The sequence below is a fragment of the Caulobacter sp. UNC358MFTsu5.1 genome (genome assembly GCF_000712075.1).
In the GTDB taxonomy this organism is placed as follows: Bacteria; Pseudomonadota; Alphaproteobacteria; order Caulobacterales; family Caulobacteraceae; genus Caulobacter.
On the sequence record NZ_JONW01000011.1, the window covers coordinates 42,146 to 62,959 of the forward strand.

Sequence of the window (20,814 nt, forward strand, 5' to 3'; positions counted from 1 at the left end):
GCGATGATCACCGCGCTCGCGGCCGCCAAGGCCTACGCCGCCCAGGGCTCCATGGCCATGCCGTCGATCGGCGGGGCCGAGGCCCCGAAGAAGGCCATGGACTTCGGCCAGATGCTGAAGTCGGCCATGACCGACACCCTGCACCAGACCCGCGCGGCCGAAACCAAGATGGCCCAGCAGGCGGCCGGCAAGGCCGAGCTCATCGACGTGGTCACCGCCATTTCCTCGGCCGAGGCCAGCCTGGACACGGTGATGGCCGTGCGCGACCAGGTGATCTCAGCCTACCAGGAAATCATGCGGATGCCGATCTAGGGGCCGACGGGCCTCGGCTAGGACGAGGCCCCCAAAGCGTCCCTAGGGCTTGCAGCCCAGCTGGATCCAGCAGCCGAACAGGTTGACCTGTTCCTCCGTCCAGGCGGGCGCGGGGAAGGGCGGCATGTCGCCCGACTGCACCTTGCCGTAGATGGCGCTCGACCACATCACCACGCTGTCATAGTTGCTGAGGTCCAGCTTGCCGCCGGTGACGTTCTTCATGTGGCTGATGTCGGTGCTGTTGAACAGCGGCGCGATATCGGTGGCGAAGCTGACGCTGGTCGGGCAGGTCAGGCCGGCGGCGAGCAGTTCACGAACGTTGGCCATGATGGCTTTCCCCTTCGAAGGAAATGGCTGGAGAGAATGGTTCGGCGGAAGGGTGTCGGCCCTATCGCCGGTAGACGAGTGCGCGGTTCTTGTTGGGAACCACCTGCGCGCCGGAGCTTGAGATGCCCGGCACGGATTCCGGCGTGCCCACGATGCCGCGCGCCAGGATCACGCTGAAGTCGCCGCCCAGGCTCTGGCCCTGGCTGCCGTGGCAGCCCATGCACCCGCCCATGTCGTGGCCGACGGTTTGGAAATAGGTGTTCTTGTGGGTGCCGCCGCCGGGCTCGTCGAACTGCGAGGCGTAGTCCGAATTGGCGCCCGTGCCGCCGACCCCGCCCACGGCGCCGACCAGGCCGCCGCTGAAGATCTGCAGCGGGCGGTTGGTCTCGACCATGATGTTGGCCAGGTAATAACTGGCCGGGTTCTTGTCGGTGTTCGGATCGTTACCCGTGTAGAAGCCGGGCTGGGTCTTGTCGATCGGCGTGTATTGCACGTTGACCAGCTTGTAGAAGGCCCACGGCGAGCTCTTGATCTTGTTGGCGGTGTTGTAGGCGGCGATCGCCGCGTGGGCGGTCTTGTTGGCGTTGACGATCACCGGCGGGATCGGGTTGGCCCGGTAGTTGATGCAGACGAAGCCGCCGACCGGCAGGGCCGTGAGGGTCGAGGTGTTCAGGTAGTAGGCCTGGTTCTGCGGCAGCTGCGACGTGCTGGTCGTGCAGTAGGCGGCGTTTGCCGGGTTCAGGGTGACGTTCGGCGGCACCTGGCTGGGCGCGACGGTGCCGGTGTCGTTGAAGGTCAGGGCCGGGATCGTCGGGCAGGGCGCGCTCTGGTCCGACCGGCAGGGCGGCAGGCCGGCGACGGCGCCGTCGGCGTCCTCGACCGGCTTGCCGGCGGTGGTCAGGATGTTGTCGGCCTGTTCGAAGGTCGCGTAGATGAAATAGGGCGCCGAGGGGGTCTTCTGGATGATGTGCAGCGACACCAGGCCCCAGGTCGCCTCGTTGTAGCAGAGCGCGTCGCCCGTGCCCTCGTAGTAGCGGACCTTGGTGGTGTGGAACCGGGTCGCGTCTTCCTTGGCGGGGTTCAGCATCCGCCAGCCGGCCTTGATCTCGATGGTGTTGTTGGGAAGGCTGACATAGCTGGTCCCGCCGGGAGGCGGGTCGCCCTGGGTCTTGAAGTAGTTGATCGTCGCCGTGCGCAGGGCGCGCGAGGGACCGTTCACCGCCCCGATCTTCTGGACGTAGTCGAACTCGGCCCGGTTGGCCTTGGCCATGAAGCGGATCAGCTGCGGGGCGCTGTTGTCGGGGGTGGGCGTGGCCACCCCGACCCCGGCGTACATGGCCGCCAGGGTGATCTCGGTGGTCTCGTCCAGATTGACCCAGGCCGCCTGGGCGGGCGGCTGGCCGCCGTTGCAGGGCGCGATCGGCGAGTTGTAGACGTCGGCGTAGGTCGGGATCTGATCGTAGGGCTGGGTGGCCCCGGCCGTGAAGATCTCGGCCTTGCCGCGGAAGGTCTGCCAGGTCAGCGGACGGGCGGCGCAGTTCGGGTCGCCGAACAGGCAGTCGGCGGCGGGCGTGTCGCGGTCGCCGACCGCGCCGGTCTGGATCTTGGCCGGCCAGTTCAGGGCGATGAATTCCTGCCAGGCGAAGGCGGCGGCTTGGTCGAGGGTGGCCTTGGCCGCCCCGCCGCCGTTGGGGTTGAGCTCGCCGGGCGGCGTGGAGCTGATGCTGATCGGCGTGGTCGCCAGCTCGGCCTTGGCCGCCCCGGTCGGCGCCTTGGCCGAGCAGGCCATCAGCAGGCCGCCGGCCAGAACGGCGCCCGCCGCGACCGCCGCCAGGCGGAGCAAGGACTTGGGGGCGGTCTTGGGGGAGGAGAGGCGGATCATCGACGGCGCTCCTGGTCAGCTCGTCTTCCCGGAATTTCTTCCATAAGACGCAAGTGCATTGATATCGACCTATGAGGGAGTCTTAGGGCGAGTTTTGGCGCAGCGCAACTAGAGCGCGCGAAAAAGCCTTGTTCGCGTCATGGGTTTTTACGGCTCGCCAAAGCCGCGGCGTCGATCGTCCATGCGGAGAGGACGATCGGGCAGCAGGTTTCCGCCCCGTGGAAGGATCCCGGGCGACGCTGGACGACTGGTTCGAGTGAGGTTCCCGCCTCAGCGGGTGATGGTGATGTTCACCTGGGGCAGGGCGGCGATCCAGGTCGCGGCCACGGCCTGGGCCTCGTCCACCAGCCGGTGCACGTCAATAACGCCCCGCGCCGTGGCGATCATGCCGCCCCAGACGATCGCGTTCAGCAGGACCATGGCCGCGACGGCCCAGCGCAGGCGGGCCAGGGCGGCGCGGGCCCGCTTGCGGGCGGGCAGGACACGGGCTTCGAACGGCGAGGCCTGGAACGGGCGGCCGTCGACGGCGAGGGTCATGATGGGTCTCCTGGGAGCCGCTCCCCGTCGCGTCGCGCGCGCCGGGAATCAGCTGAAGCATTAGGCTTCCCATGCCGCGCGTTCTGACTGACTGTGACAGGACGTCCCTGCGACAGCACGTCCCTCTCGGAGCCCCATGACCGACGCGATCGTCCTGGACCAGGTGCGCAAGGCCTATGACGGCCAGACCGTCCTCCAGCCCGCCTCCCTGTCCATCGCCAGGGGCCAGTTCGTGGCCCTGGTCGGCGGGTCGGGGGCGGGCAAGACCACCCTGCTCAAGACGATCAACGGCCTGGTCGCGCCCGACGGCGGCCGGGTGCTGATCGACGGGGCGGCCGCCGCCGACCTCGACGGCCCGACCCTGCGGCGGCGCATCGGCTACGTCTTCCAGGAGGTGGGCCTGTTCCCGCACCTGACCGTGGCCGAGAACATTGGGATCGTCCCGACCCTGCTGGGCTGGGACGCCGCTGCGATCGGCGCGCGGACCGCCGAGCTGCTCGACCTGGTCGCCTTGCCGCGCGAGGTCGCCGCTCGACGTCCCGCCGCCCTGTCCGGCGGCCAGCGCCAGCGGGTGGGCGTGGCCCGGGCCCTGGCGGCGCGGCCCGCGATCCTGCTGATGGACGAACCGTTCGGGGCGCTGGACTCGGTGACCCGCATCGCCCTGGCCGACGACGTCCGCCGCCTGCACGACCAGCTTTCCCTGACCACGGTGATGGTCACCCACGACATCGCCGAGGCCGTGCTGCTGGCCGACCGGATCGTGGTGATGAGCCAGGGCCGGATCATCGCCGACGACACGCCCCGGGCGCTGCTGGCCGGTCACCCGGACCCGGCCGTCGAGGCCCTGATGCAGGCCCCGCGCCGCCAGGCCGCCCGGATGCGGGAGATCGCCGGTGAGTAGCGGGCTCCTCTCCCTGTTGCCGGGCCGCCTGGCCTGGCACGTCGTGCTGTCGGCGGCGGCCCTGGGACTGGGGCTGCTGATCGCCCTGCCGATGGGCGTGCTGGCCGCCCGCAGCCCGCGCCTGCGCTGGCCGTCCCTGGCCCTGGCCGGACTGGTCCAGACCATTCCCAGCCTGGCCCTGCTGGCCCTGTTCTATCCGTTGCTGCTGCTGCTCTCGAACCTGGCCAAGGGCGCGTTCGGCCACGGCTTCTCGGCCCTGGGCTTCCTGCCGTCGCTGCTGGCCCTGACCCTCTATTCGATGCTGCCGATCCTGCGGAACACGGTGACCGGCCTGACGGGCGTGGACCCGGCGGTGGTCGAGGCGGCGCGGGGCGTGGGCATGACCGACGGCCAGCGGCTGTGGCGGGTGGAGCTGCCCCTGGCCGCGCCGGTGATCATGGCCGGCGTGCGCACGGCGGCGGTGTGGACCATCGGGGCGGCGACCCTCTCCACGCCCGTCGGCCAGACCTCGCTGGGCGACTACATCTTCTCGGGGCTGCAGACCGAGAACTGGGCGATGGTCCTGACCGGCTGCGTCGCCTCGGCGGCCCTGGCCCTGGTGGTGGACCAGCTGCTGGGCCTGGTCGAGCGCGGGGCCGAGCGGCGCGACCGCCGGCTGTGGGGCGCGGGCCTGCTGGGCCTGGCGGTCGGCCTGGCCGTCGCTGTCGCGCCCCTGGCCGCCGACCTGGCGCCGCGACCGGCCCGCTACGTGATCGGGGCCAAGAACTTCTCCGAGCAGTACATCCTGGCCGAGCTGATGGCCGACCGGCTGGAGGCGAAGGGCGCCCAGGTCGACCGCAAGATCAATCTGGGCTCGGCGGTGGCCTACCGCGCCCTCGCGGCCGGTGAGATCGACGCCTATGTCGACTATTCCGGCACGTTGTGGGCCAACGTCCTGGGCCGCAAGGACAACCCCGGCCGGGCCGCCGTGCTGGACGGCCTGCGGGCCGAGCTGAAGCGCCGCGACGGCGTGGTGCTGCTGGCCCCGCTGGGCTTCGAGAACGCCTACGCCCTGGCCATGCGCCGCGACCGCGCCCAGGCGCTGGGGATCAGGACCCTGTCCGACCTGGCCGCCAAGGCCCCGCAGCTGACCATGGGCGGCGACCTGGAGTTCTTCTCGCGGCCCGAATGGACCAGCGTCGAGACGACCTACGGCCTGAGGTTCAAGGCCAAGCGGCAGTTCCAGCCGACCTTCATGTACCGCGCCCTGGGCTCGGGCGAGGCCGACGTGATCTCGGCCTTCTCCAGCGACGGCCGTATCGCCGCCGACGACCTGGTGGTGCTGGGCGACCCCAAGGGCGCGCTGCCGCCGTACGACGCGGTGCTGCTGATCGCGCCGGGACGGGCGCAGGACCGCCGGCTGCGCGAGGCCCTGGCCGGGCTGGACGGCGCGATCACGGTGGAGGCGATGCAGCGCGCGAACTTCTCGGTGGATCGCGATGCGGGGAAGGTTTCGCCGAGCGAGGCGGCGCGGGCGCTGGAGACGGGGCTTCGGTGACGAAGGTGGGGACATACACTCGCCCCACGGTCTCGCCAGGACGGCCACAGCGGTGGGGCGAGTGTGTGTCCCCTGTGTCGCCCCCGGCCTAGTCCTCGTCCAGCGAAACCGGGATCGTCAGTCCGCGCTTGACCACCCCCAGCGCAACGTTGGTCGTGAACTTGCGCACGTTGGGGTTCTCGATGGTCAGCCTCGCCATCAGCGCGTCATACGTCTCGGTGTCGGGGGCGGTGACCACCAGGATGAAGTCGGCCTCGCCGGTCACGTAGAAGGCCTGCTGCACGTGCTCCTGGCCCGCCAGCCAGGTGCGCAGCTGGGTCAGCAGCTCGGGCCGGTCGCGCTCGACCTCCAGCGAGACGATGAAGAAGGTCGGCCGTCCCACCTTGCGCGGCTCCAGCACGGCGGTCTGGCGGACGATGACGCCGGCCTCCTTCAGCTTGCGCAGGCGACGCTGCACGGCCGAGGGCGACAGGGCCACCCGCTGGGCCAGGTCCTCGGAGGTGCGGCCCGCGTCCTCCTGGACGAGGTTGAGCAGCTGGCGGTCGAAGCGGTCGAGTTTCATGGGAGCCAGCCTACGCCAAATCCAGGCGCGCGAACGCCGAATTTCCGCGTTCTGCGACCGGTCTTCGCCGCCAAACGACAGACCGGCGCGGCTACACGTCACGGCGTCGTTTCGCTCCCCTGAAAGGTCGCTCCCTTGCTCGATCACCTCGAAATCCGCACCCGCCGCCTGGACGACTGCGTGGCCTTCTACCGCCAGGTCCTGGAACCCACCGGCTATCGCCTGGTGGTGGACGGTCCCAAGAAGGGCTTCGGCTCGAACGGCGGCCGGCTCGACTTCTGGATCTGCGAGGGCGAGCCGTCGGTCGACGTGCACTACGCCTTCGTCGCCGCCGACCGGGCGGCGGTCGACCGCGCCTGGGGCCTGGCCGGCCAGCACGGCGGCGTCCAGGAGCGGGTCCCGGCCGTGCTGCCGCAGATCCATCCCCACTACTACGCCGGCTTCGCCCACGATCCGGACGGCCGGCTGGTGGAGTTCGTCAGCCACGCGCCGGTGTGACGCAAAACCCAGCGTTCGCTCAGTTCCGGCTTGCGACGGTTTTGTGACAGTGCTTGTTGATCGCCCATGTTCAGCTTGCCCAAAACCGTCGCCGCCGCGGCCTTCAGCGCCGCCGTCCTCGCCGCTCCCCTGGCGCACGCCGCGCCGGTCGAGACGCCCAAGCCCAAGCTGGTGGTGGTGATCTCGATCGACCAGTTCAGCGCCAGCCTGTTCGAGCAGTATCGCGCCGACTTCCACGGCGGCCTGGGCCGGATGGCGCGGCAGGGGACGGTCTATCCCAGCGGCTTCCAGTCGCACGGCATGACCGAGACCTGCCCCGGCCACTCCACCCTGCTGACGGGCAAGTATCCAAACAAGACCGGCATCGTCGCCAACGACTTCTACGACCTGGCGACCGGCAAGAAGACCTACTGCCTGGCCGATCCGTCGGTCGTCCTGGCCAACGACCCGTCGGGCGGCGGCCGTCTGGCCAGCCCCAAGTTGCTGATGGCCGACGCCTATGGCGACTGGCTGAAGGCGGTGTCGCCCAAGAGCCGGGTCTACGCCGTGTCGGGCAAGGACCGCGGCGCGATCAACATGGCCGGTCACAAGGCCGACGGGGTGTTCTGGCTGGAGACCCGCTTCGGCATGACCACCTGGGTCTCGCCGGGCGAGGACGCCAAGGCCAAGCTGGCCCCGGTGGCGGCGTTCAACGCCAAGCTGACAGCCGACCAGAAGAAGCATCCGTTCACCTGGACCTATGGCGACAAGCGCTGCGCGGCGCTGGAGGACGATTACGTCACCGGCGGCCGGTCGTGGCGCGCGGCCCTGCCGCGCCCGGCGCCCAAGGACGAGGCGACGGCGACCGACGACCTGTCGGTCAGTCCCTACACCGACCGGGTCACGCTCGACGCGGCCCAGGCCCTGCGCGACGAGTTCAAGCTGGGCGACGGCGAGGCGACCGACGTCCTGACGATCAGCCTGTCGGCCACCGACTTCATCGGCCACCGCTTCGGCACCAAGGGGCCGGAGATGTGCGACCACCTGCTGCGGCTGGACGACCGGCTGGGCGTGTTCCTCGACAGCCTCGACAAGGTCAAGGGCCAGGTCCTGGTCGTGCTGGCCGCCGACCACGGCGGTTCGGACTTCCCCGAGCGCCTGGCCCAGCAGGGCTACGACGCCGGCCGGGTGCCGCCCGCCCAGTGGCTGAAGGACCTGAACGCGACGCTGCGCGGTCAGCTGGCCCTGGCCTACGATCCGCTGGTCCAGGCCGGCGGGATCGAGTCGCTCTACGTGGTCGGCCCCGACGGCAAGACGCCGACGGTCGGCGACCACGCCCGGATCACGACGGCGGCCCTGGCGGTCCTGGCCAAGCGGCCCGAGGTCTACGCCGCCTACGACTCCAACACCCTGTTCACGATGGCCCCGCCGCCCAAGGGCACGCCGCCGGACGAGATCAGCGTCGCCGAGCGCATGCGCCGCAGCGCCTACCCCGGCCGGGTGGGCGACATCCTGGTGGCCTTCCAGCCGTACCAGACCCCGGCCTCGGCGGGCGCGACCTACGTGGCCAGCCACGGCAGCCCGTGGAACTACGACCGCCGGGTGCCGATCCTGTTCTGGTGGAAGGGCGGCCCGGCCCGCGAGCGGGTGCTGCCGATCGAGACGGTCGACATCGCCCCGACGATCGCGGCGGTGACGGGCGTGCCGGTCCCCGCCGACGTGGACGGGCGCTGCCTGCCGCTGGGGGCGGGACCGGGCTGCTGAGTGCGGCTGGGGACATGCACATGTGCATGTCCCCGTCCTAGCCTCGACCGCCGGGAGAGGGTTACGGTACGCCAAAACCCCGGGGAGCCTCCATGTCACGACGCCTGTTCGCGCTCACCGCCCTGACGCTCGTGACGACCGCAGCCCACGCCCAGCCCACCCAGGATCAGCTGGACCGCTTCGCGGCCGAGCTGCAGGTGCGCTACCAGGTGCTGGACAACCGTCCGGCCCCCGCCGTGTGCGCGCCGTCGCCGTCGTGCCATCTGGCCGAGCTGAACCTGACGGCGCCCAAGGCTCCCGCCGCCGGCTGGTCGATCTACTTCAGCAGCGTCACCCCGATCCTGCAGGCCGACAACGACGGTTTCGCCCTGAGCCACATCAACGGCGACCTCTATCGCCTGACCCCCACGGCGGCCTTCGCCGGCTTCGCGCCGGGGCGGCCGGTCCGCATCCCCCTGAAGCTGGCGGGCCATCAGCTGTCCGAGCTGTACCCGATGCCCAACTACTATGTGGCCGGCGACGGGCTGGCGGCGCGGACCGTCGCCAGCACCCGGCCCGTGGTCGATCCCGAGACCGGCCTGGAAAGCCTGCCGTTCGTGGCCCCCTTCACCGACGAGGCCCGGCTGGCCGGCGGTTCGGCTGCCGACGCCACGGTCTGGGCCACGGCGGCCCGGGTCTATGCGGTCAACGCGGCCGCCGGGACCAGCGTCCAGCCCGTTCCGGCCACGGCGGTCCTGCCCACGCCGCTGAGGACCAGGCCGGACCCGAAGGGCGGATCGCTGGACCTGTCGCGCGGCGTGAAGGTCTCGGTCGGCGGCCTGCCGCGCGCCGAGCTCGAGGCGGCGCTCGGCCGTCTGGCAAAGGCCGGGGCGGGCGAGGGCGCCCGGGGCGTCCCGCTGCGGGTCCGGCTGGTTCCCGACGAGAAGCTGGCCCTGGGCGGCTATCGGCTGGCGATCAAGACGAGCGGGATCGAGATCGTCGCCTCCGACCCCGAGGGCGCGGCCAACGGCCTGGCCTCGCTGGCCCAGTTGGTGGACGCCCGGCGAACGGTTCCGCTGCTGACGGTCGACGACGCCCCGCGCTTCGACTTCCGGGGCCTGCATGTCGACGTGGCCCGCAACTTCCACTCCAAGGCCGAGATCCTGGCGATCCTCGACCAGATGGCGGCCTACAAGCTGAACCGCCTGCACCTGCATCTGGCCGACGACGAAGGCTGGCGGGTCGAGATCGCGGGGCTGCCGGAGCTGACCGACATCGGTTCGCGCCGCTGCCACGATCCCGGCGAGCGGACCTGCCTGCTGCCGCAGCTGGGCGCGGGGCCGGACCCGTCGACGCCAGTCAACGGCTACTACACGCGCGCCGACTACATCGAGATCGTCCGCGCGGCTCAGGCGCGGCATATCCAGGTGATCCCGTCCTTCGACATGCCGGGCCATTCGCGGGCGGCGATCAAGGCGATGGAGGCCCGCGCCGCTCGCCTGCGCGCCGAAGGGGCGCCGGAGGCCGAGGCCGGCCGCTATCTGCTGAGCGAGGCTGAGAACAAGAGCGTCTACAGCAGCATCCAGCACTACGACGACAACACCATCAACGTGTGCCTCGACAGCGCCTACGCCTTCCTGGGCAAGGTGGTGGACGAGATGGCCGCCCTGCACGCGGCCGCCGGCCAGCCGCTGACCCGCTACCACATCGGCGCGGACGAGACGCCCGGCGCCTGGAGCGCCTCGCCGGCCTGCGCGGCCTACGAGGCCAAGACCGGGATCAAGCCAGCCGACCTGGGCGGCCACTTCATCGAGAAGGTCTCGGCCCTGCTGGCGCAGAAGGGCGTGACGCCGGCCGGCTGGAGCGACGGCATGGGCCACGCCAAGCCCGACCGCATGCCGGCCAAGGTCCACTCCAATAACTGGGGCGCCCTGGCCGGGGAGGGGCCCGCCAGCGCCCACGTCCAGGCCAACCAGGGCTGGGAGGTGGTGATCTCGACGCCCGAGGTGATGTACTTCGACAGCCCCCAGGCCGCCGACCCCAAGGAGCGCGGCTACGACTGGCCCTCGCGCGCCACCGACACCCGCAAGGTGTTCGACTTCATGCCCGAGAACCTGCCGGCCCACGCCGAGCTGTGGGCCGACCTGCGCGGCAGGCCCCAGGCCTCGAAGGACGACCACCCGCTGGAGCCCGGCGTGCGCTTCAACGGCCTGCAGGGCCAGCTGTGGAGCGAGACGATCCGTTCGGACGCCCAGGTCGACTACATGCTGTACCCGCGCCTGCTGGCCCTGGCCGAGCGGGCCTGGCACGGCGCCAACTGGGAGACGCCCTACGTCCCGGGCAAGGGCTACGATCCCACGACCGGCGCCTTCACCGACGCGATGCGGGCCCGGCGCGACGCCGACTGGGCCGCCTTCGCCAACCTGCTGGGCGGGCGCGAACTGGCGCGGCTGGACGCGGCCGGCGTGGCCTACCGGATCCCCACGGTCGGGGCGGTGGTCGAGGACGGCAGGCTGCGGGCCAATGTCGAGTTCCCCGGCCTACCGATCGAATACCGGGTCGAGGGCGGCGCCTGGCGGCCCTATGCGCCGGACGCGCCGGTCGCCGGGCGAGTCGAGGTCCGGGCCCGTTCGGCCGACGGAAAGCATGCGGGGCGGAGTCTGTTCGTCCCCTGACCGGGCCGTGGGTCCTCTCGTGCGCCTACGGAAAAGTCCGTGGAAATCGGCCGCCCCGGCGGTGGGACGCGAAGGTCGCCCCGGCGCCGGAATCCTGATCATCGCACTGCACAAAAAGCATGGCGGGCGCCGTGCAAAGGGGCGCCGGAGGGCCTGAAGGCCCCCGTTACGGTCCCGTGACGGTCGCGGCGCTTGCAGAAATTTCAGCTTCGACGAACTGTTTCAATCGCGGCATCGCCGTGAGTTGCGTCTGTATTCGCGTTCAATGACAAGAACACGACCATCGGGAAACGTCAGAGAGGAGAAAAACAATCGCGCCTAGACGGCGCACGAGGGGGTATACATGAATAGTCGTTCGCGTAACATCCTGTTCGCGGGAGTTTCGACCGTCGGAATCGCTTTCGCCATTGCTGCAAATGCTTATGCAGCCGACACTCCGGAACCTTCTCCCGACGTCGCCGAACTCGAGGCCGTGATCGTCACCGGCACGCGCACCACCGGCATGAAGGCCGTCGACAGCCCCGCGCCGATCACCGTCCTGGGCAGCGACGTGCTCAAGAAGACCGGCCAGCCGGACATGATCCAGGCCCTGGCCCAGAACGTGCCGTCGTTCAACGCCCAGGCCTTCGGCGGTGACACCGCCGCCCTGACCCTGTCGGCCAAGCTGCGCGGCGTCAGCCCCAACCACACCCTGGTCCTGCTGAACGGCAAGCGCCGTCACGGCACCGCCAACCTGGCCGTGCTGGGCGGGGCCTATCAGGGCGGCGCCGCCGCGGACCTGAACTTCATCCCGCTGGCCTCGGTCGAGCACGTCGAAGTGCTGCTGGAAGGCGCGGCCGCCCAGTACGGCACCGACGCCATCGCCGGCGTCATCAACATCATCCAGAAGAAGGCCACGTCCGGCGGTGAGGTGATCATCAACGGCGGCGGCTACATGGACGGCGGCGGCACGACCGGCGACCTGGCCATCAACGTCGGCCTGGCGCCGACCGAGAACTCGTACCTGAATCTGACCGGCGAGACCAAGTACCACGGCTACAGCTTCCGCGGGGCCTACGACCCGCGCGTGGTGGACACGCCCTACAACACCGGCGCCACCAACAGCCCGGCCAAGAGCTATCCGCAGGTCATCAACGCGCCGAACTGGCCGTACGTGAACCGCATCTCGGGCGACGCCCAGTACCGCCAGACCGTGCTGGCCTATAACGGCGGCGTCCAGGTCACCCCGGACATCGAGGTCTACAGCTTCGGCACCATCGCGCGGAAATGGAGCGCCGCGCACGAGAACTACCGCCTGCCCAACGTCGTGAAGGGCAAGATGGCGACCGACATCCCGTTCCCGCTGGGCTTCGATCCCAAGGAGTCGATCACCGAGACCGACTACGCGATCACCGGCGGGATCAGCGGCGTGACCAACGCCTGGAACTGGGACCTGAGCTCGACCTGGGGCAAGGACGACGACTCCGTCAACGTGCTGGATACGGCCAACGCCTCGCTCTACGCCGACACCTCCACGACGACGGCCAAGGGCTACACGCCGACCGACATCCACGCGGGCGGCTTCATCAACACCCAGTGGAGCAACACCCTCGACGTCAGCCACGAGTTCGACGTCGGCCTGGCCGGCCCCCTGACCTTCGCGGCCGGCGCCGAATACCGCAAGGAAAGCTACGAGATCACGGCCGGCGAGGTGGCCACCTATTACGGCGGCGGCTCGCAGTCGTACTTCGGCTTCGCCCCGGTCAACGCCGGCAAGCACAAGCGCAACAACAAGGCGGTCTATGTCGACCTGGCCGTCAGCCCGATCGAGCCGCTGAAGCTGGACGCCGCGGTCCGCTACGAGGACTTCAGCGACTTCGGCGACACCACCGTCGCCAAGCTGACGGGCCGCTACGACTTCTCGCCGGCCGTCGCCGTGCGCGGCACGGTCAGCACCGGCTTCCGCGCCCCGACCCTGGCGGAGTCTTACTATTCGGGCATCAACGTCTCGCCCAGCTCGATCAGCGGCCAGCTGCCGCCAAACTCGCCCGGCGCGGCCCTGCTGGGCATCAACGGCCTCAAGCCCGAGAAGTCCGAGAACATCAGCGTCGGCCTGGTCACCCACCTGGCGCCCAAGCTGACCATGACGCTGGACGCCTACCAGATCAAAATCAAGAACCGCATCGTCAGCTCGGGCACGCTGTACGGCGAGAACGTGATCACCGTGAACGGCAACAAGGTGACCAACGGCATCGTCTCGCCGGCGGTCATCGCGGCCCTGGCGGCCAACGGCGTCAATGTCGACCCGACGATCCGCACCAACGCCACCTACAGCGTCGGCGCCAACATGTTCGTCAACGGCCTGGACACCAAGACCAAGGGGATCGACTTCGTCGGCACCTACTACAGCGACTTCGGCGACTGGGGCCGGGTCGATTGGTCGCTGAGCGCCAGCTACAACAAGACCGAGGTGACCAAGATCGCGCCGAACCCGCCGGGCCTGGACCCGACGCTGACCCTGTTCGACGCCATCGCGATCGCCAACCTGGAAGACACCTCGCCCAAGTACAAGGTCATCGCCGGCGGCTACTGGAGCCTGGGCAAGTTCGCGATGAACCTGAAGGAGACCTTCTACGGCGAGACCTCGGGCCTGAGCACCGACAGCGGTTCGTCGGCGCTGATGAAGACCAAGATCAAGCCGGCGATGATCACCGACCTGGACCTCAGCTACCAGGTCCTGGACAGCGTGAAGGTGTCGATCGGTGCCAACAACCTGCTCAACTACTACCCCAACCGGATCAACGGGCTGCTGCGCGAGCACTACCTGAAGAACAACAGCAACGGCTACGTCACCCAGTATCCCTCGTTCTCGCCCTTCGGCATCAACGGCGGCTACTACTACGGCAAGGTCACCTACAGCTTCTGACCGCGCCTTATCGGTTGAAAAACCAAGGAAAAGCCGGGCCTCGCGCCCGGCTTTTCTGCGTTTTCGGCAAACCTTCCGGCGCGCGCCGGCCGATCGGTCAAATCGCGTTCCCGGGCGTGAAATTTCAGGCCGCCCGCTCTCCGCACAAGCCTGGCTTTAGGCGCCCAAGGGCGGGGCGCCGGGGGCTTTCTCATAAGAAGATCGAGTTTTTCGCATTGTTGTTGAAACAACGTCGTCTGACATACCCAAGGCGATCGCCTGGCTCGCAGGCGGCCTTTCGCGACAAGAAAAATCGGGGACGGTATGGGTGATCAATCGACGGTCGTGTCGGGTGGCGTTCTGACGCGGCGACGGTTTTTCGAGGGCTTGGCGGCCTTCGGCGGGGTGTCGCTGGCGATGGCCGGCATGGACGCCCTGGGCTTCGGTTTCGCCTCGGCCCAGGCCGCCCCGCCCAAGCTGGAAGGCGACGCCAAGGGAACCAAGGTCGTGGTGCTGGGCGCGGGCCTGGCCGGCATGACCGCCGCCTACGAACTGACCAAGGCCGGCTACAGCGTCCAGGTGATCGAGGCCCGGTCCTTCGCCGGCGGCCGCTGCCAGACGGCGCGCAAGGGCTTCCAGCACACCGACCTGGTCGGCAACAGCCAGACCTGCGAGTTCGACGAGGGGCTCTATATCAACCACGGCCCGTGGCGGATCCCGTACCACCACCGTTCGACCTTGCACTACACCAAGCTGTTCGGGGTGCAGCTGGAGAGCTTCGTCAACGACAACGACGCGGCCTACGTCTATTTCGAGAAGGGCGACGGCCCGCTGGCCGGCAAGCCGATCCGCAAGGGCGAGATCGCCGCCGACGCCCGCGGCTACGCCGCCGAGCTGATCGCCAAGGCCGCCTCCAAGGGCCAGCTCGACGCGCCGCTGACGCCCGAGGACCGCGACCTCTTCGTGGCCTACATGATCAACGAGGGGCGGCTGTCGCCGACCGACCTGGCCTATACGGGGACCGAGGGGCGGGGCTTCGAGGTCCATCCCGGCGCCGGCGTCGATCCGGGCCCGGGCAAGCCGTCCAAGCCCTACAGCCTGACGGACGTGCTGCACTCCAAGGCCTGGCGGGTGCTGAGCTCGGTCGCCGGCTACGAGCAGCAGCGAACCATGCTGCAGCCGATCGGCGGCATGGACCAGATCGCCAAGGGCTTCGAGAAGCACGTCGGGTCGATGATCCGCTACTCGTGCGTGGTCGAGAAGATCAAGCAGTCCGACAAGGGCGTGAAGGTCACCTACCGCGACAAGTTCGGCGAGCAGGACGTGATCGAGGCCGACTACTGCGTCTGCACCATCCCGCTCAGCGTGCTCAAGAATGTCGACGCCGACTTCTCCAAGCCGTTCAAGGCGGCGATGTCGGGCGTGTCCTACGCGCCGGTCAACAAGATCGGCCTGCAGATGAAGACCCGCTTCTGGGAGGAGAACCACTTCATCTACGGCGGCCACATCTACAACGACATGCCGGGCATCGGCACGATCACCCTGCCGTCCACCGGCTGGCAGGGGCAGAAGGGCGTGCTGCTGGGCTACTACGCGTTCGGCGGCGAGGCGGCCAAGATCAGCGCCAAGAGCCCCGCCGACCGCGCGGCCTTCGCCGTGGCGGCCGGCCAGAAGATCTTCCCCGAATACGCCGAGAACTTCGAGAACGCCTTCTCGTTCAGCTGGCACCTGGCCGAGTTCAATCTGGGCGGCTGGGCCGAGTGGGGCGAGGAGGGGCGCAAGAACGCCTATCCGGTCCTGACCGAGCCCGACGGCCGCGTCTATCTGGCCGGCGAGCACCTGACCTATCTGGGCGGCTGGCAGGCGGGCGCCATCGAGTCGGCCTGGCAGCAGATCGGCAAGATCCATGCGCGGGTGATCAAGGCGTGAAGTCGCGCTATGCCTTCGTCACCGTTCCTCGGGGAGTTTCCATGAGTCGTTCGATCGCCTTCGTTTGCGGCCTGCTGGCCGTGTCCGCCGCTTCCACGACGGCCTTGGCCGCCACGCCGCAGTCGCTGTTCAACGACAACTGCTCGGCCTGCCACCAGACCACCGGCAAGGGGGTGAAGGGCGCGTTCCCGGCCCTGGCCGGCGACCCCTTCGTCCAGGGCGACGCCGCCCCGCTGACGGCCACCGTGCTGTCGGGCCGCGCCGGCATGCCGGCCTTCAAGGACGACATCAACGACGCCGACCTGTCGGCGATCCTGACCTACATCCGCACGTCCTGGGGCAACAAGGGCAAGCCGGTGACGGCCGCCGACGTCGCCGCCGCCCGCGCCAAGCTGAAGGCCTCCAAGAAGCCGGCCAGCCTGCAGGCCCACTAGCCGATCGGGCGGTGGGAGGAATGGCTTTGATCTTTCGGACCCAAATCAACAGGAGACGACCATGAAGCGCCTGATCCTCGCCGCCGCCGCGCTGGCCTTTGCCGGGACCGCCGCCCACGCCCAGGACATCGTCCGCGGCGGCTCGCCGACCTCGCCGATCGCCAGCGTGGTGACCGTGCCGGCCGGCTACGACACCATCTATGTCAGCGGCATGACCCCGCCGATGCTGGACCCCAAGGGCGACCCGGCCCTGACGGCCACCTTCGGCGACACCAAGACCCAGACCCTGGGCGTGCTCAAGCGCATCGAGGAGGCGCTCAAGACGCAGGGCGCGACCATGGGCGACGTGGTGATGATGCGCGTGCTGCTGGTCGGCGACCCGGCCAAGGGCGGCAAGATGGACTTCGCCGGCATGATGGAAAGCTACAAGACCTTCTTCGGCACGCCCGAGCAGCCCAACAAGCCCTCGCGCATCACCAGCCAGATCACCTCGCTGGTCCAGCCGGGGATGCTGGTCGAGATCGAGGTCCAGGCGGCGCGGAAACCGAAGTAAGGCGCTCCGCCCCCCTACGGGGGGCGGACAGACCGCGCAGCGGTCAGGTGGGGGCAAGTCGGTGAGCCTCGGGGCCCTACGACCCACTTGCCCCCTACGGATCGCTTCGCGATCGTCTTCCCCCAAAGGGGGAAGAGGCCATCCGCCCGAGCGACGTTTCGCCACGCGCGCAACTGTCCCCTGTTAATTGTGCCTAACGGGCTGTTAACCATGACGGAGGAAGGTGCGAGTCACCTAAAGTCCCCGCGTTGACCGCGTAGTTAGAGGCCATCCGATGAGCGGAGCCGAAGTCCTGGATGTCGGCCGCGACGCGATCTGGCTGACCCTTCAGCTGTGCGCGCCGATCCTGATCGTCGGCCTGGTGGTCGGCGTGGCCATCGGCCTGTTCCAGGCCCTGACCCAGATCCAGGAAGCCACCCTGGTCTACGCGCCCAAGATCGTCGCCATCTTCGTCTCGCTGCTGCTGTTCCTGCCGCTGATGGGCGCGCTGATGTCCGGTTTCATGAGGCAGATCGCCGCCAAGATCGCCGGGATGTAGGGGCGGGGCTTGGACAGCTACGCCACAGTCCTGCAGGTCTACGCCGGCGGCCTGGTCTTCGCCCGGATCGGGGCGATGGTCATGCTGATGCCCGGCATCGGCGAGACCGTGGTGCCCCAGCGCATCCGCCTGTCGTTCGCCGTGCTGATGGCCATGCTGCTGGCACCGCTGGTGGGCAAGTCGATCGTCTCGGTGCCCAGCAGCGTCGGCGCCATCGGCGGGGCGGTGCTGCACGAGGTGCTGATCGGCCTGATGATCGGCCTGATCCTGAAGATGTTCGTCAGCTCGCTGACCACGGCGGGCGAGGTGATCTCGATCCAGACCTCGCTGTCCTTCGCCCAGACCACCAACCCGGCCGGCGCGCCCAGCAGCACGGCCGTGGCCACCTTCCTGTCGATGCTGGGCCTGACCCTGATCATGGTCACCGACCTGCACCACCTGTTCATCGGGGCGATGGCCAAGTCGTACGACCTGTTCCCGTTCAGCCGCCCCGTGCCCGTCAACGACGCCGCCACCCTGGCCGTGCGCACGGTGGCGGACTCGTTCAAGCTGGGCCTGCAGCTGGCCGCGCCCGTCCTGGTGTTCTCGATCGTCTTCAACCTGGCGACCGGCCTGGTCGGCCGGGTCATGCCGTCGTTCCAGATCTTCTTCGTCACCTCGCCGCTCAGCGTGATCCTGGGCCTTTCCCTGCTGGGCCTTTCGCTCGGCGGCATCGCCATGGTGTGGACCGATCGCTATCGGGAACTCCTGTCGGTGTTCAACTAGGGAGGCGCGGGCGTGGCTGACGAACAGGACGACGCGTCAAAGACAGAAGAACCAACAGCCAAGAAGCTGTCGGACGCTCGCGCCAAAGGCGACGTCCCGAAATCCGCCGACATCGCGCAACTGGCCTCGCTCTCGGGCGCGTTCGGCGTCGTGGTCATCGCCGGCGGCTGGCTGACCCGCGACATGGTCGGCAACCTGACGCCCTTCCTGGCCCATGCGGGGACCATGGACGTCGAGGGCGGCATCCGGGCCATCGCCAAGATGGCGATCATGGCCGCCCTGCCGGCCATCGTCCTGGTGATGGTGGTCTCGGCCCTGATGGGCGTGGTGGGCAACGTGGCGCAGACGGGCTTCCTGCTGTCGGCCGACAAGATCAAGCCCGACCTCCAGAAGCTGGACCTGATCAAGGGCCTGGGCCGGATCTTCGGTCCGGACGGCTTCGTCCAGTTCGCCAAGTCGGCCGTGAAGTTCATCGTCACCGGCATCATCGCCTGGCTCGTGATCAAGCCGGACGCGGCCCAGATCACCACCCTGGTCGGCATGGACGTGGCGGCGATCGTGCCGCTGTCCATGAAGCTGTGCATGAAGATGTTCTGGATGGTGCTGATCTTCCTGATCGCCACCGCCGGCTTCGACTGGTTCTGGCAGCGCCTGCGCTTCAACAAGCGCATGCGGATGAGCGTCCAGGACGTCAAGGACGAGATGAAGCAGTCGGAAGGCGACCCGCACGTCAAGGGCAAGCAGAAGCAGATCCGCATGCAGCGCTCGCGCCAGCGGATGATGGCCAACGTGCCCAAGGCGACCGTCGTCGTCATGAACCCGACCCACTACGCCGTGGCGCTGAAGTACGAGCAGGGCGAGACCGCCGCGCCGATCTGCGTGGCCAAGGGCGTCGACGACCTGGCGTTGAAGATCCGCGCCGTCGCCGAGGAGAACGGCGTCTACGTGCTGGAAGACCCGCCCCTGGCCCGCGCCCTCTACGCCGCCATGGACATCGACGAGCAGATTCCCGCCGAACACTTCGAGGCCGTGGCCAAGGTCATCGGCTTCGTGATGAGCAACAAGCAGAACCGCAAGCGGGCCTGGGCGGACTAGCCGGCGAGATAATCGCATTCAAAAGTTGTCATCCCGGAAGCCCCGCAGGGGCTGTCCGGGACCCAGGTGACTGGGCTGATGCTTTGCGGTTCCCTTGGATCCCGGACAAGCGCTCCGCGCTTCCGGGATGACAACTGTTGGGGCGGACTAGTTCGGCTTCCCCGACATCATCCCCAGCCGATACGGCGGTTCCGCAGCGACCACGTCCGCCGGCCGCACCGTCGGCTCCAGCGCCGCGGCGCCCGCCAGGCCCCGGCCCGTGACGTTGCTGATCGCCAGCTTCGGTCCCTCGGCCACCGCCACGTCCACATGGTCGAGCACGACGTTCCTCATGTTGGCCAGGCTCATGCCCTTGCCCGCCGAGCCCGTGACGTTCCTCAGCGTGAAACCGTCCAGCGGCTTGTCGGGATGGATGTTCGTCGCCTGGACCAGCACCGGGACGTCGGTGACCTTGATGCGCTCGAAGGTGAAGTTGCGCACCGTCGGCACGCCCTCCGGGCCGGCGACGGGGAAGGGGTCCTGCTTGCCGCTGTCCAGGAAGTTCAGGCGCAGGAAGCCGTCCCTGGCGCCCGAGACGTCGAGGTCGCGCATGACGATGTCCTCGATGAACGCCCCGCGCCCGGGCCGGCTCTTGATGTAGATGGCGAAGGTGTAGGCGGCCAGGCATTGGCAGCGCTCGACCAGCACCCGGCGGATGCCGCCCGAGGTCTCGCTGCCGATGCCGATGCAGGCCCAGCGGTGGTCGCGGAACGCGCAGTCGCTGATCCGCACGTCCTCGGTGGGGCGGCCGATCAGGTTGCCCTCCATGCCCCGGCCGGACTTCAGCGAGATGCAGTCGTCGACCGTGTCGAAGTCGCAGCGCTCGATCACCACCCGGCGGCAGGAGTCGACGTCGATCCCGTCGGCCCCGCCCCGGACCGTCACGCCCCGGAACAGGACGTCGTCGCAATAGACCGGGTGGATCGACCACATGTCGTTCTGTTCGGTGAAGACGTCGGTGACCGACAGGCCCTGGACCTCGACGAACTCCAGCAGGGCGGGGTGGCGCAGGCCGCTGGCCTTGTCGACCCGGCCGGGGATGGCCTTGGAGCCCAGGATGCGGCCCTTGCCGGCGATGGTGACACCGCGCGCGTCCTGGGCCCAGATCAGGCCGACATGGCCCGGCGTCCAGCGGCCCTCCCAGCGCACTTGGACCACCGGATAGTCGGCCAGGTCGGGCGAGCCCTGCAGCGTCGCGCCCTCGTCCAGCAGCAGGGTGGTGTTCGAGCCGAGGCGCAGCGCGCCGGTCAGGTAGACGCCGGGCGGCACCGTCACCACCCCGCCGCCCAGCACGGCGCAGCGGTCCAGGGCGGTCTGCAGGGCGACCGTGTCCTTGGTCGTCCCGTCGCCCTTGGCGCCGAAGTCGCGCGGGTCGAGGCGCAGCCCGGTCGACTTGGCGGCGGTCTTGGCGGTCGAGGCCGTCGCGGTGGTCGCCAGGGCGGCGGCCCCCAGGCCGGCCGCCGAAAGCACGGCGCGCCGGCTGGGGGAGGGGGCGCTGTCGTCGCGCGCGGTCTTCGTCATGGCGGGCCTCCCGAGGCGACGGCCGGTTTCTGACACCGGTGTCTTTCCTCGGGAGTGTTGGGCGATCAGTCCCCGCTGTAAATCCGCGCGCGAAAAAATGGGG

18 protein-coding genes are annotated in these 20,814 nt (G+C 69.0%); 13 read left to right on the top strand and 5 right to left on the bottom strand.

Features of this window, described 5'->3' with window-relative positions; translation table 11 throughout:
• Positions 1-3 precede the first annotated feature (3 nt).
• Positions 4-312 (top strand): flagellar hook-basal body complex protein FliE, encoded by a 309-nt coding sequence (fliE, locus tag BR39_RS0121250; RefSeq protein ID WP_029915954.1) that lies wholly within the window; start codon positions 4-6, stop codon positions 310-312.
• A 42-nt stretch (positions 313-354) separates the two neighbouring features.
• Here the strand turns inward: fliE and BR39_RS0121255 are convergent, their stop codons facing one another.
• The 3 genes from BR39_RS0121255 to BR39_RS0121265 all read right to left on the bottom strand — a co-directional run bounded on the left by BR39_RS0121255 (position 355) and on the right by BR39_RS0121265 (position 3,058).
• Positions 355-639, bottom strand: a complete 285-nt coding sequence (locus BR39_RS0121255; RefSeq protein ID WP_029915956.1) for a hypothetical protein — start codon at positions 637-639, stop codon at positions 355-357.
• A 61-nt stretch (positions 640-700) separates the two neighbouring features.
• Positions 701-2,521 carry a hypothetical protein gene (locus BR39_RS0121260; RefSeq protein ID WP_051696002.1) on the bottom strand — a complete coding sequence of 607 codons (1,821 nt, stop codon included), beginning with the start codon at positions 2,519-2,521 and terminating at the stop codon, positions 701-703.
• A gap of 270 nt (positions 2,522-2,791) precedes the next feature.
• Positions 2,792-3,058 carry a hypothetical protein gene (locus BR39_RS0121265; RefSeq protein WP_029915964.1) on the bottom strand — a complete coding sequence of 89 codons (267 nt, stop codon included), beginning with the start codon at positions 3,056-3,058 and terminating at the stop codon, positions 2,792-2,794.
• Between the two features lie 136 nt (positions 3,059-3,194).
• On the opposite strand from BR39_RS0121265, the gene BR39_RS0121270 reads away from it, so the two are divergent.
• Together BR39_RS0121270 and BR39_RS27385 are read left to right on the top strand one after the other, a co-directional pair.
• Positions 3,195-3,959, top strand: coding sequence for an ABC transporter ATP-binding protein (locus tag BR39_RS0121270; RefSeq protein WP_029915965.1), 765 nt, complete (start codon positions 3,195-3,197; stop codon positions 3,957-3,959).
• Complete coding sequence (locus BR39_RS27385; protein ID WP_029915967.1) at positions 3,952-5,496, top strand: glycine betaine ABC transporter substrate-binding protein; 1,545 nt, start codon at positions 3,952-3,954, stop codon at positions 5,494-5,496. Before BR39_RS0121270 ends, BR39_RS27385 begins: the two co-directional genes overlap by 8 nt.
• Positions 5,497-5,584: 88 nt before the next feature.
• Here BR39_RS27385 and BR39_RS0121280 read toward each other — a convergent pair whose 3' ends face one another.
• The gene (locus BR39_RS0121280) at positions 5,585-6,058 is read right to left on the bottom strand and encodes an Lrp/AsnC family transcriptional regulator (RefSeq protein ID WP_029915969.1); all 474 of its coding nucleotides are present in this window, start codon (positions 6,056-6,058) and stop codon (positions 5,585-5,587) included.
• Positions 6,059-6,193: 135 nt separating this feature from the next.
• Between BR39_RS0121280 and BR39_RS0121285 the strand changes: the two genes are divergently transcribed.
• The 10 genes from BR39_RS0121285 (at position 6,194) to flhB (ending at position 19,151) form a co-directional block, all read left to right on the top strand.
• Complete coding sequence (locus tag BR39_RS0121285) at positions 6,194-6,556, top strand: VOC family protein (protein WP_029915971.1); 363 nt, start codon at positions 6,194-6,196, stop codon at positions 6,554-6,556.
• 66 nt (positions 6,557-6,622) lie between these two features.
• Positions 6,623-8,299, top strand: a complete 1,677-nt coding sequence (locus BR39_RS0121290) for an alkaline phosphatase family protein (RefSeq protein WP_029915973.1) — start codon at positions 6,623-6,625, stop codon at positions 8,297-8,299.
• A 92-nt stretch (positions 8,300-8,391) separates the two neighbouring features.
• The gene (locus BR39_RS0121295) at positions 8,392-10,953 is read left to right on the top strand and encodes a family 20 glycosylhydrolase (RefSeq protein ID WP_029915975.1); all 2,562 of its coding nucleotides are present in this window, start codon (positions 8,392-8,394) and stop codon (positions 10,951-10,953) included.
• A 472-nt stretch (positions 10,954-11,425) separates the two neighbouring features.
• Positions 11,426-13,858, top strand: coding sequence for a TonB-dependent siderophore receptor (locus BR39_RS0121300; protein WP_231499530.1), 2,433 nt, complete (start codon positions 11,426-11,428; stop codon positions 13,856-13,858).
• A gap of 303 nt (positions 13,859-14,161) precedes the next feature.
• Positions 14,162-15,766, top strand: coding sequence for a flavin monoamine oxidase family protein (locus tag BR39_RS0121305; RefSeq protein WP_029915979.1), 1,605 nt, complete (start codon positions 14,162-14,164; stop codon positions 15,764-15,766).
• A gap of 41 nt (positions 15,767-15,807) precedes the next feature.
• The gene (locus BR39_RS0121310) at positions 15,808-16,200 is read left to right on the top strand and encodes a cytochrome c (protein ID WP_029915981.1); all 393 of its coding nucleotides are present in this window, start codon (positions 15,808-15,810) and stop codon (positions 16,198-16,200) included.
• Between the two features lie 61 nt (positions 16,201-16,261).
• A complete protein-coding gene (locus BR39_RS0121315) occupies positions 16,262-16,753 on the top strand; it encodes a RidA family protein (RefSeq protein WP_029915982.1) in 492 nt (163 codons plus the stop codon).
• A gap of 274 nt (positions 16,754-17,027) precedes the next feature.
• Entirely contained in the window at positions 17,028-17,291 is a 264-nt protein-coding gene (fliQ, locus tag BR39_RS0121320) for a flagellar biosynthesis protein FliQ (protein WP_029915984.1), read from the top strand.
• Between the two features lie 9 nt (positions 17,292-17,300).
• Positions 17,301-18,056 (top strand): flagellar biosynthetic protein FliR, encoded by a 756-nt coding sequence (fliR, locus tag BR39_RS0121325; RefSeq protein ID WP_029915986.1) that lies wholly within the window; start codon positions 17,301-17,303, stop codon positions 18,054-18,056.
• Between the two features lie 12 nt (positions 18,057-18,068).
• Positions 18,069-19,151: a flagellar biosynthesis protein FlhB gene (gene flhB / locus BR39_RS0121330; RefSeq protein WP_029915988.1), complete on the top strand. Its 1,083-nt coding sequence runs from the start codon at positions 18,069-18,071 to the stop codon at positions 19,149-19,151.
• A gap of 147 nt (positions 19,152-19,298) precedes the next feature.
• On the opposite strand, the gene BR39_RS0121335 is transcribed toward flhB, so the two are convergent.
• Positions 19,299-20,711, bottom strand: coding sequence for a glycoside hydrolase family 28 protein (locus BR39_RS0121335; protein WP_081916945.1), 1,413 nt, complete (start codon positions 20,709-20,711; stop codon positions 19,299-19,301).
• Positions 20,712-20,814 lie beyond the last annotated feature (103 nt).

Excerpts from the sequence above, each read along its gene's own strand:
- fliE (WP_029915954.1), top strand. The coding sequence starts at position 4 with ATGATCACCGCGCTCGCGGCCGCCAAGGCCTACGCCGCCCAGGGCTCC.
- BR39_RS0121255 (WP_029915956.1), bottom strand. The coding sequence starts at position 639 with ATGGCCAACGTTCGTGAACTGCTCGCCGCCGGCCTGACCTGCCCGACC.
- BR39_RS0121260 (WP_051696002.1), bottom strand. The coding sequence starts at position 2,521 with ATGATCCGCCTCTCCTCCCCCAAGACCGCCCCCAAGTCCTTGCTCCGC.
- BR39_RS0121265 (WP_029915964.1), bottom strand. The coding sequence starts at position 3,058 with ATGACCCTCGCCGTCGACGGCCGCCCGTTCCAGGCCTCGCCGTTCGAA.
- BR39_RS0121270 (WP_029915965.1), top strand. The coding sequence starts at position 3,195 with ATGACCGACGCGATCGTCCTGGACCAGGTGCGCAAGGCCTATGACGGC.
- BR39_RS0121280 (WP_029915969.1), bottom strand. The coding sequence starts at position 6,058 with ATGAAACTCGACCGCTTCGACCGCCAGCTGCTCAACCTCGTCCAGGAG.
- BR39_RS0121290 (WP_029915973.1), top strand. The coding sequence starts at position 6,623 with ATGTTCAGCTTGCCCAAAACCGTCGCCGCCGCGGCCTTCAGCGCCGCC.
- BR39_RS0121295 (WP_029915975.1), top strand. The coding sequence starts at position 8,392 with ATGTCACGACGCCTGTTCGCGCTCACCGCCCTGACGCTCGTGACGACC.
- BR39_RS0121305 (WP_029915979.1), top strand. The coding sequence starts at position 14,162 with ATGGGTGATCAATCGACGGTCGTGTCGGGTGGCGTTCTGACGCGGCGA.
- BR39_RS0121310 (WP_029915981.1), top strand. The coding sequence starts at position 15,808 with ATGAGTCGTTCGATCGCCTTCGTTTGCGGCCTGCTGGCCGTGTCCGCC.
- BR39_RS0121315 (WP_029915982.1), top strand. The coding sequence starts at position 16,262 with ATGAAGCGCCTGATCCTCGCCGCCGCCGCGCTGGCCTTTGCCGGGACC.
- fliQ (WP_029915984.1), top strand. The coding sequence starts at position 17,028 with ATGAGCGGAGCCGAAGTCCTGGATGTCGGCCGCGACGCGATCTGGCTG.
- BR39_RS0121335 (WP_081916945.1), bottom strand. The coding sequence starts at position 20,711 with ATGACGAAGACCGCGCGCGACGACAGCGCCCCCTCCCCCAGCCGGCGC.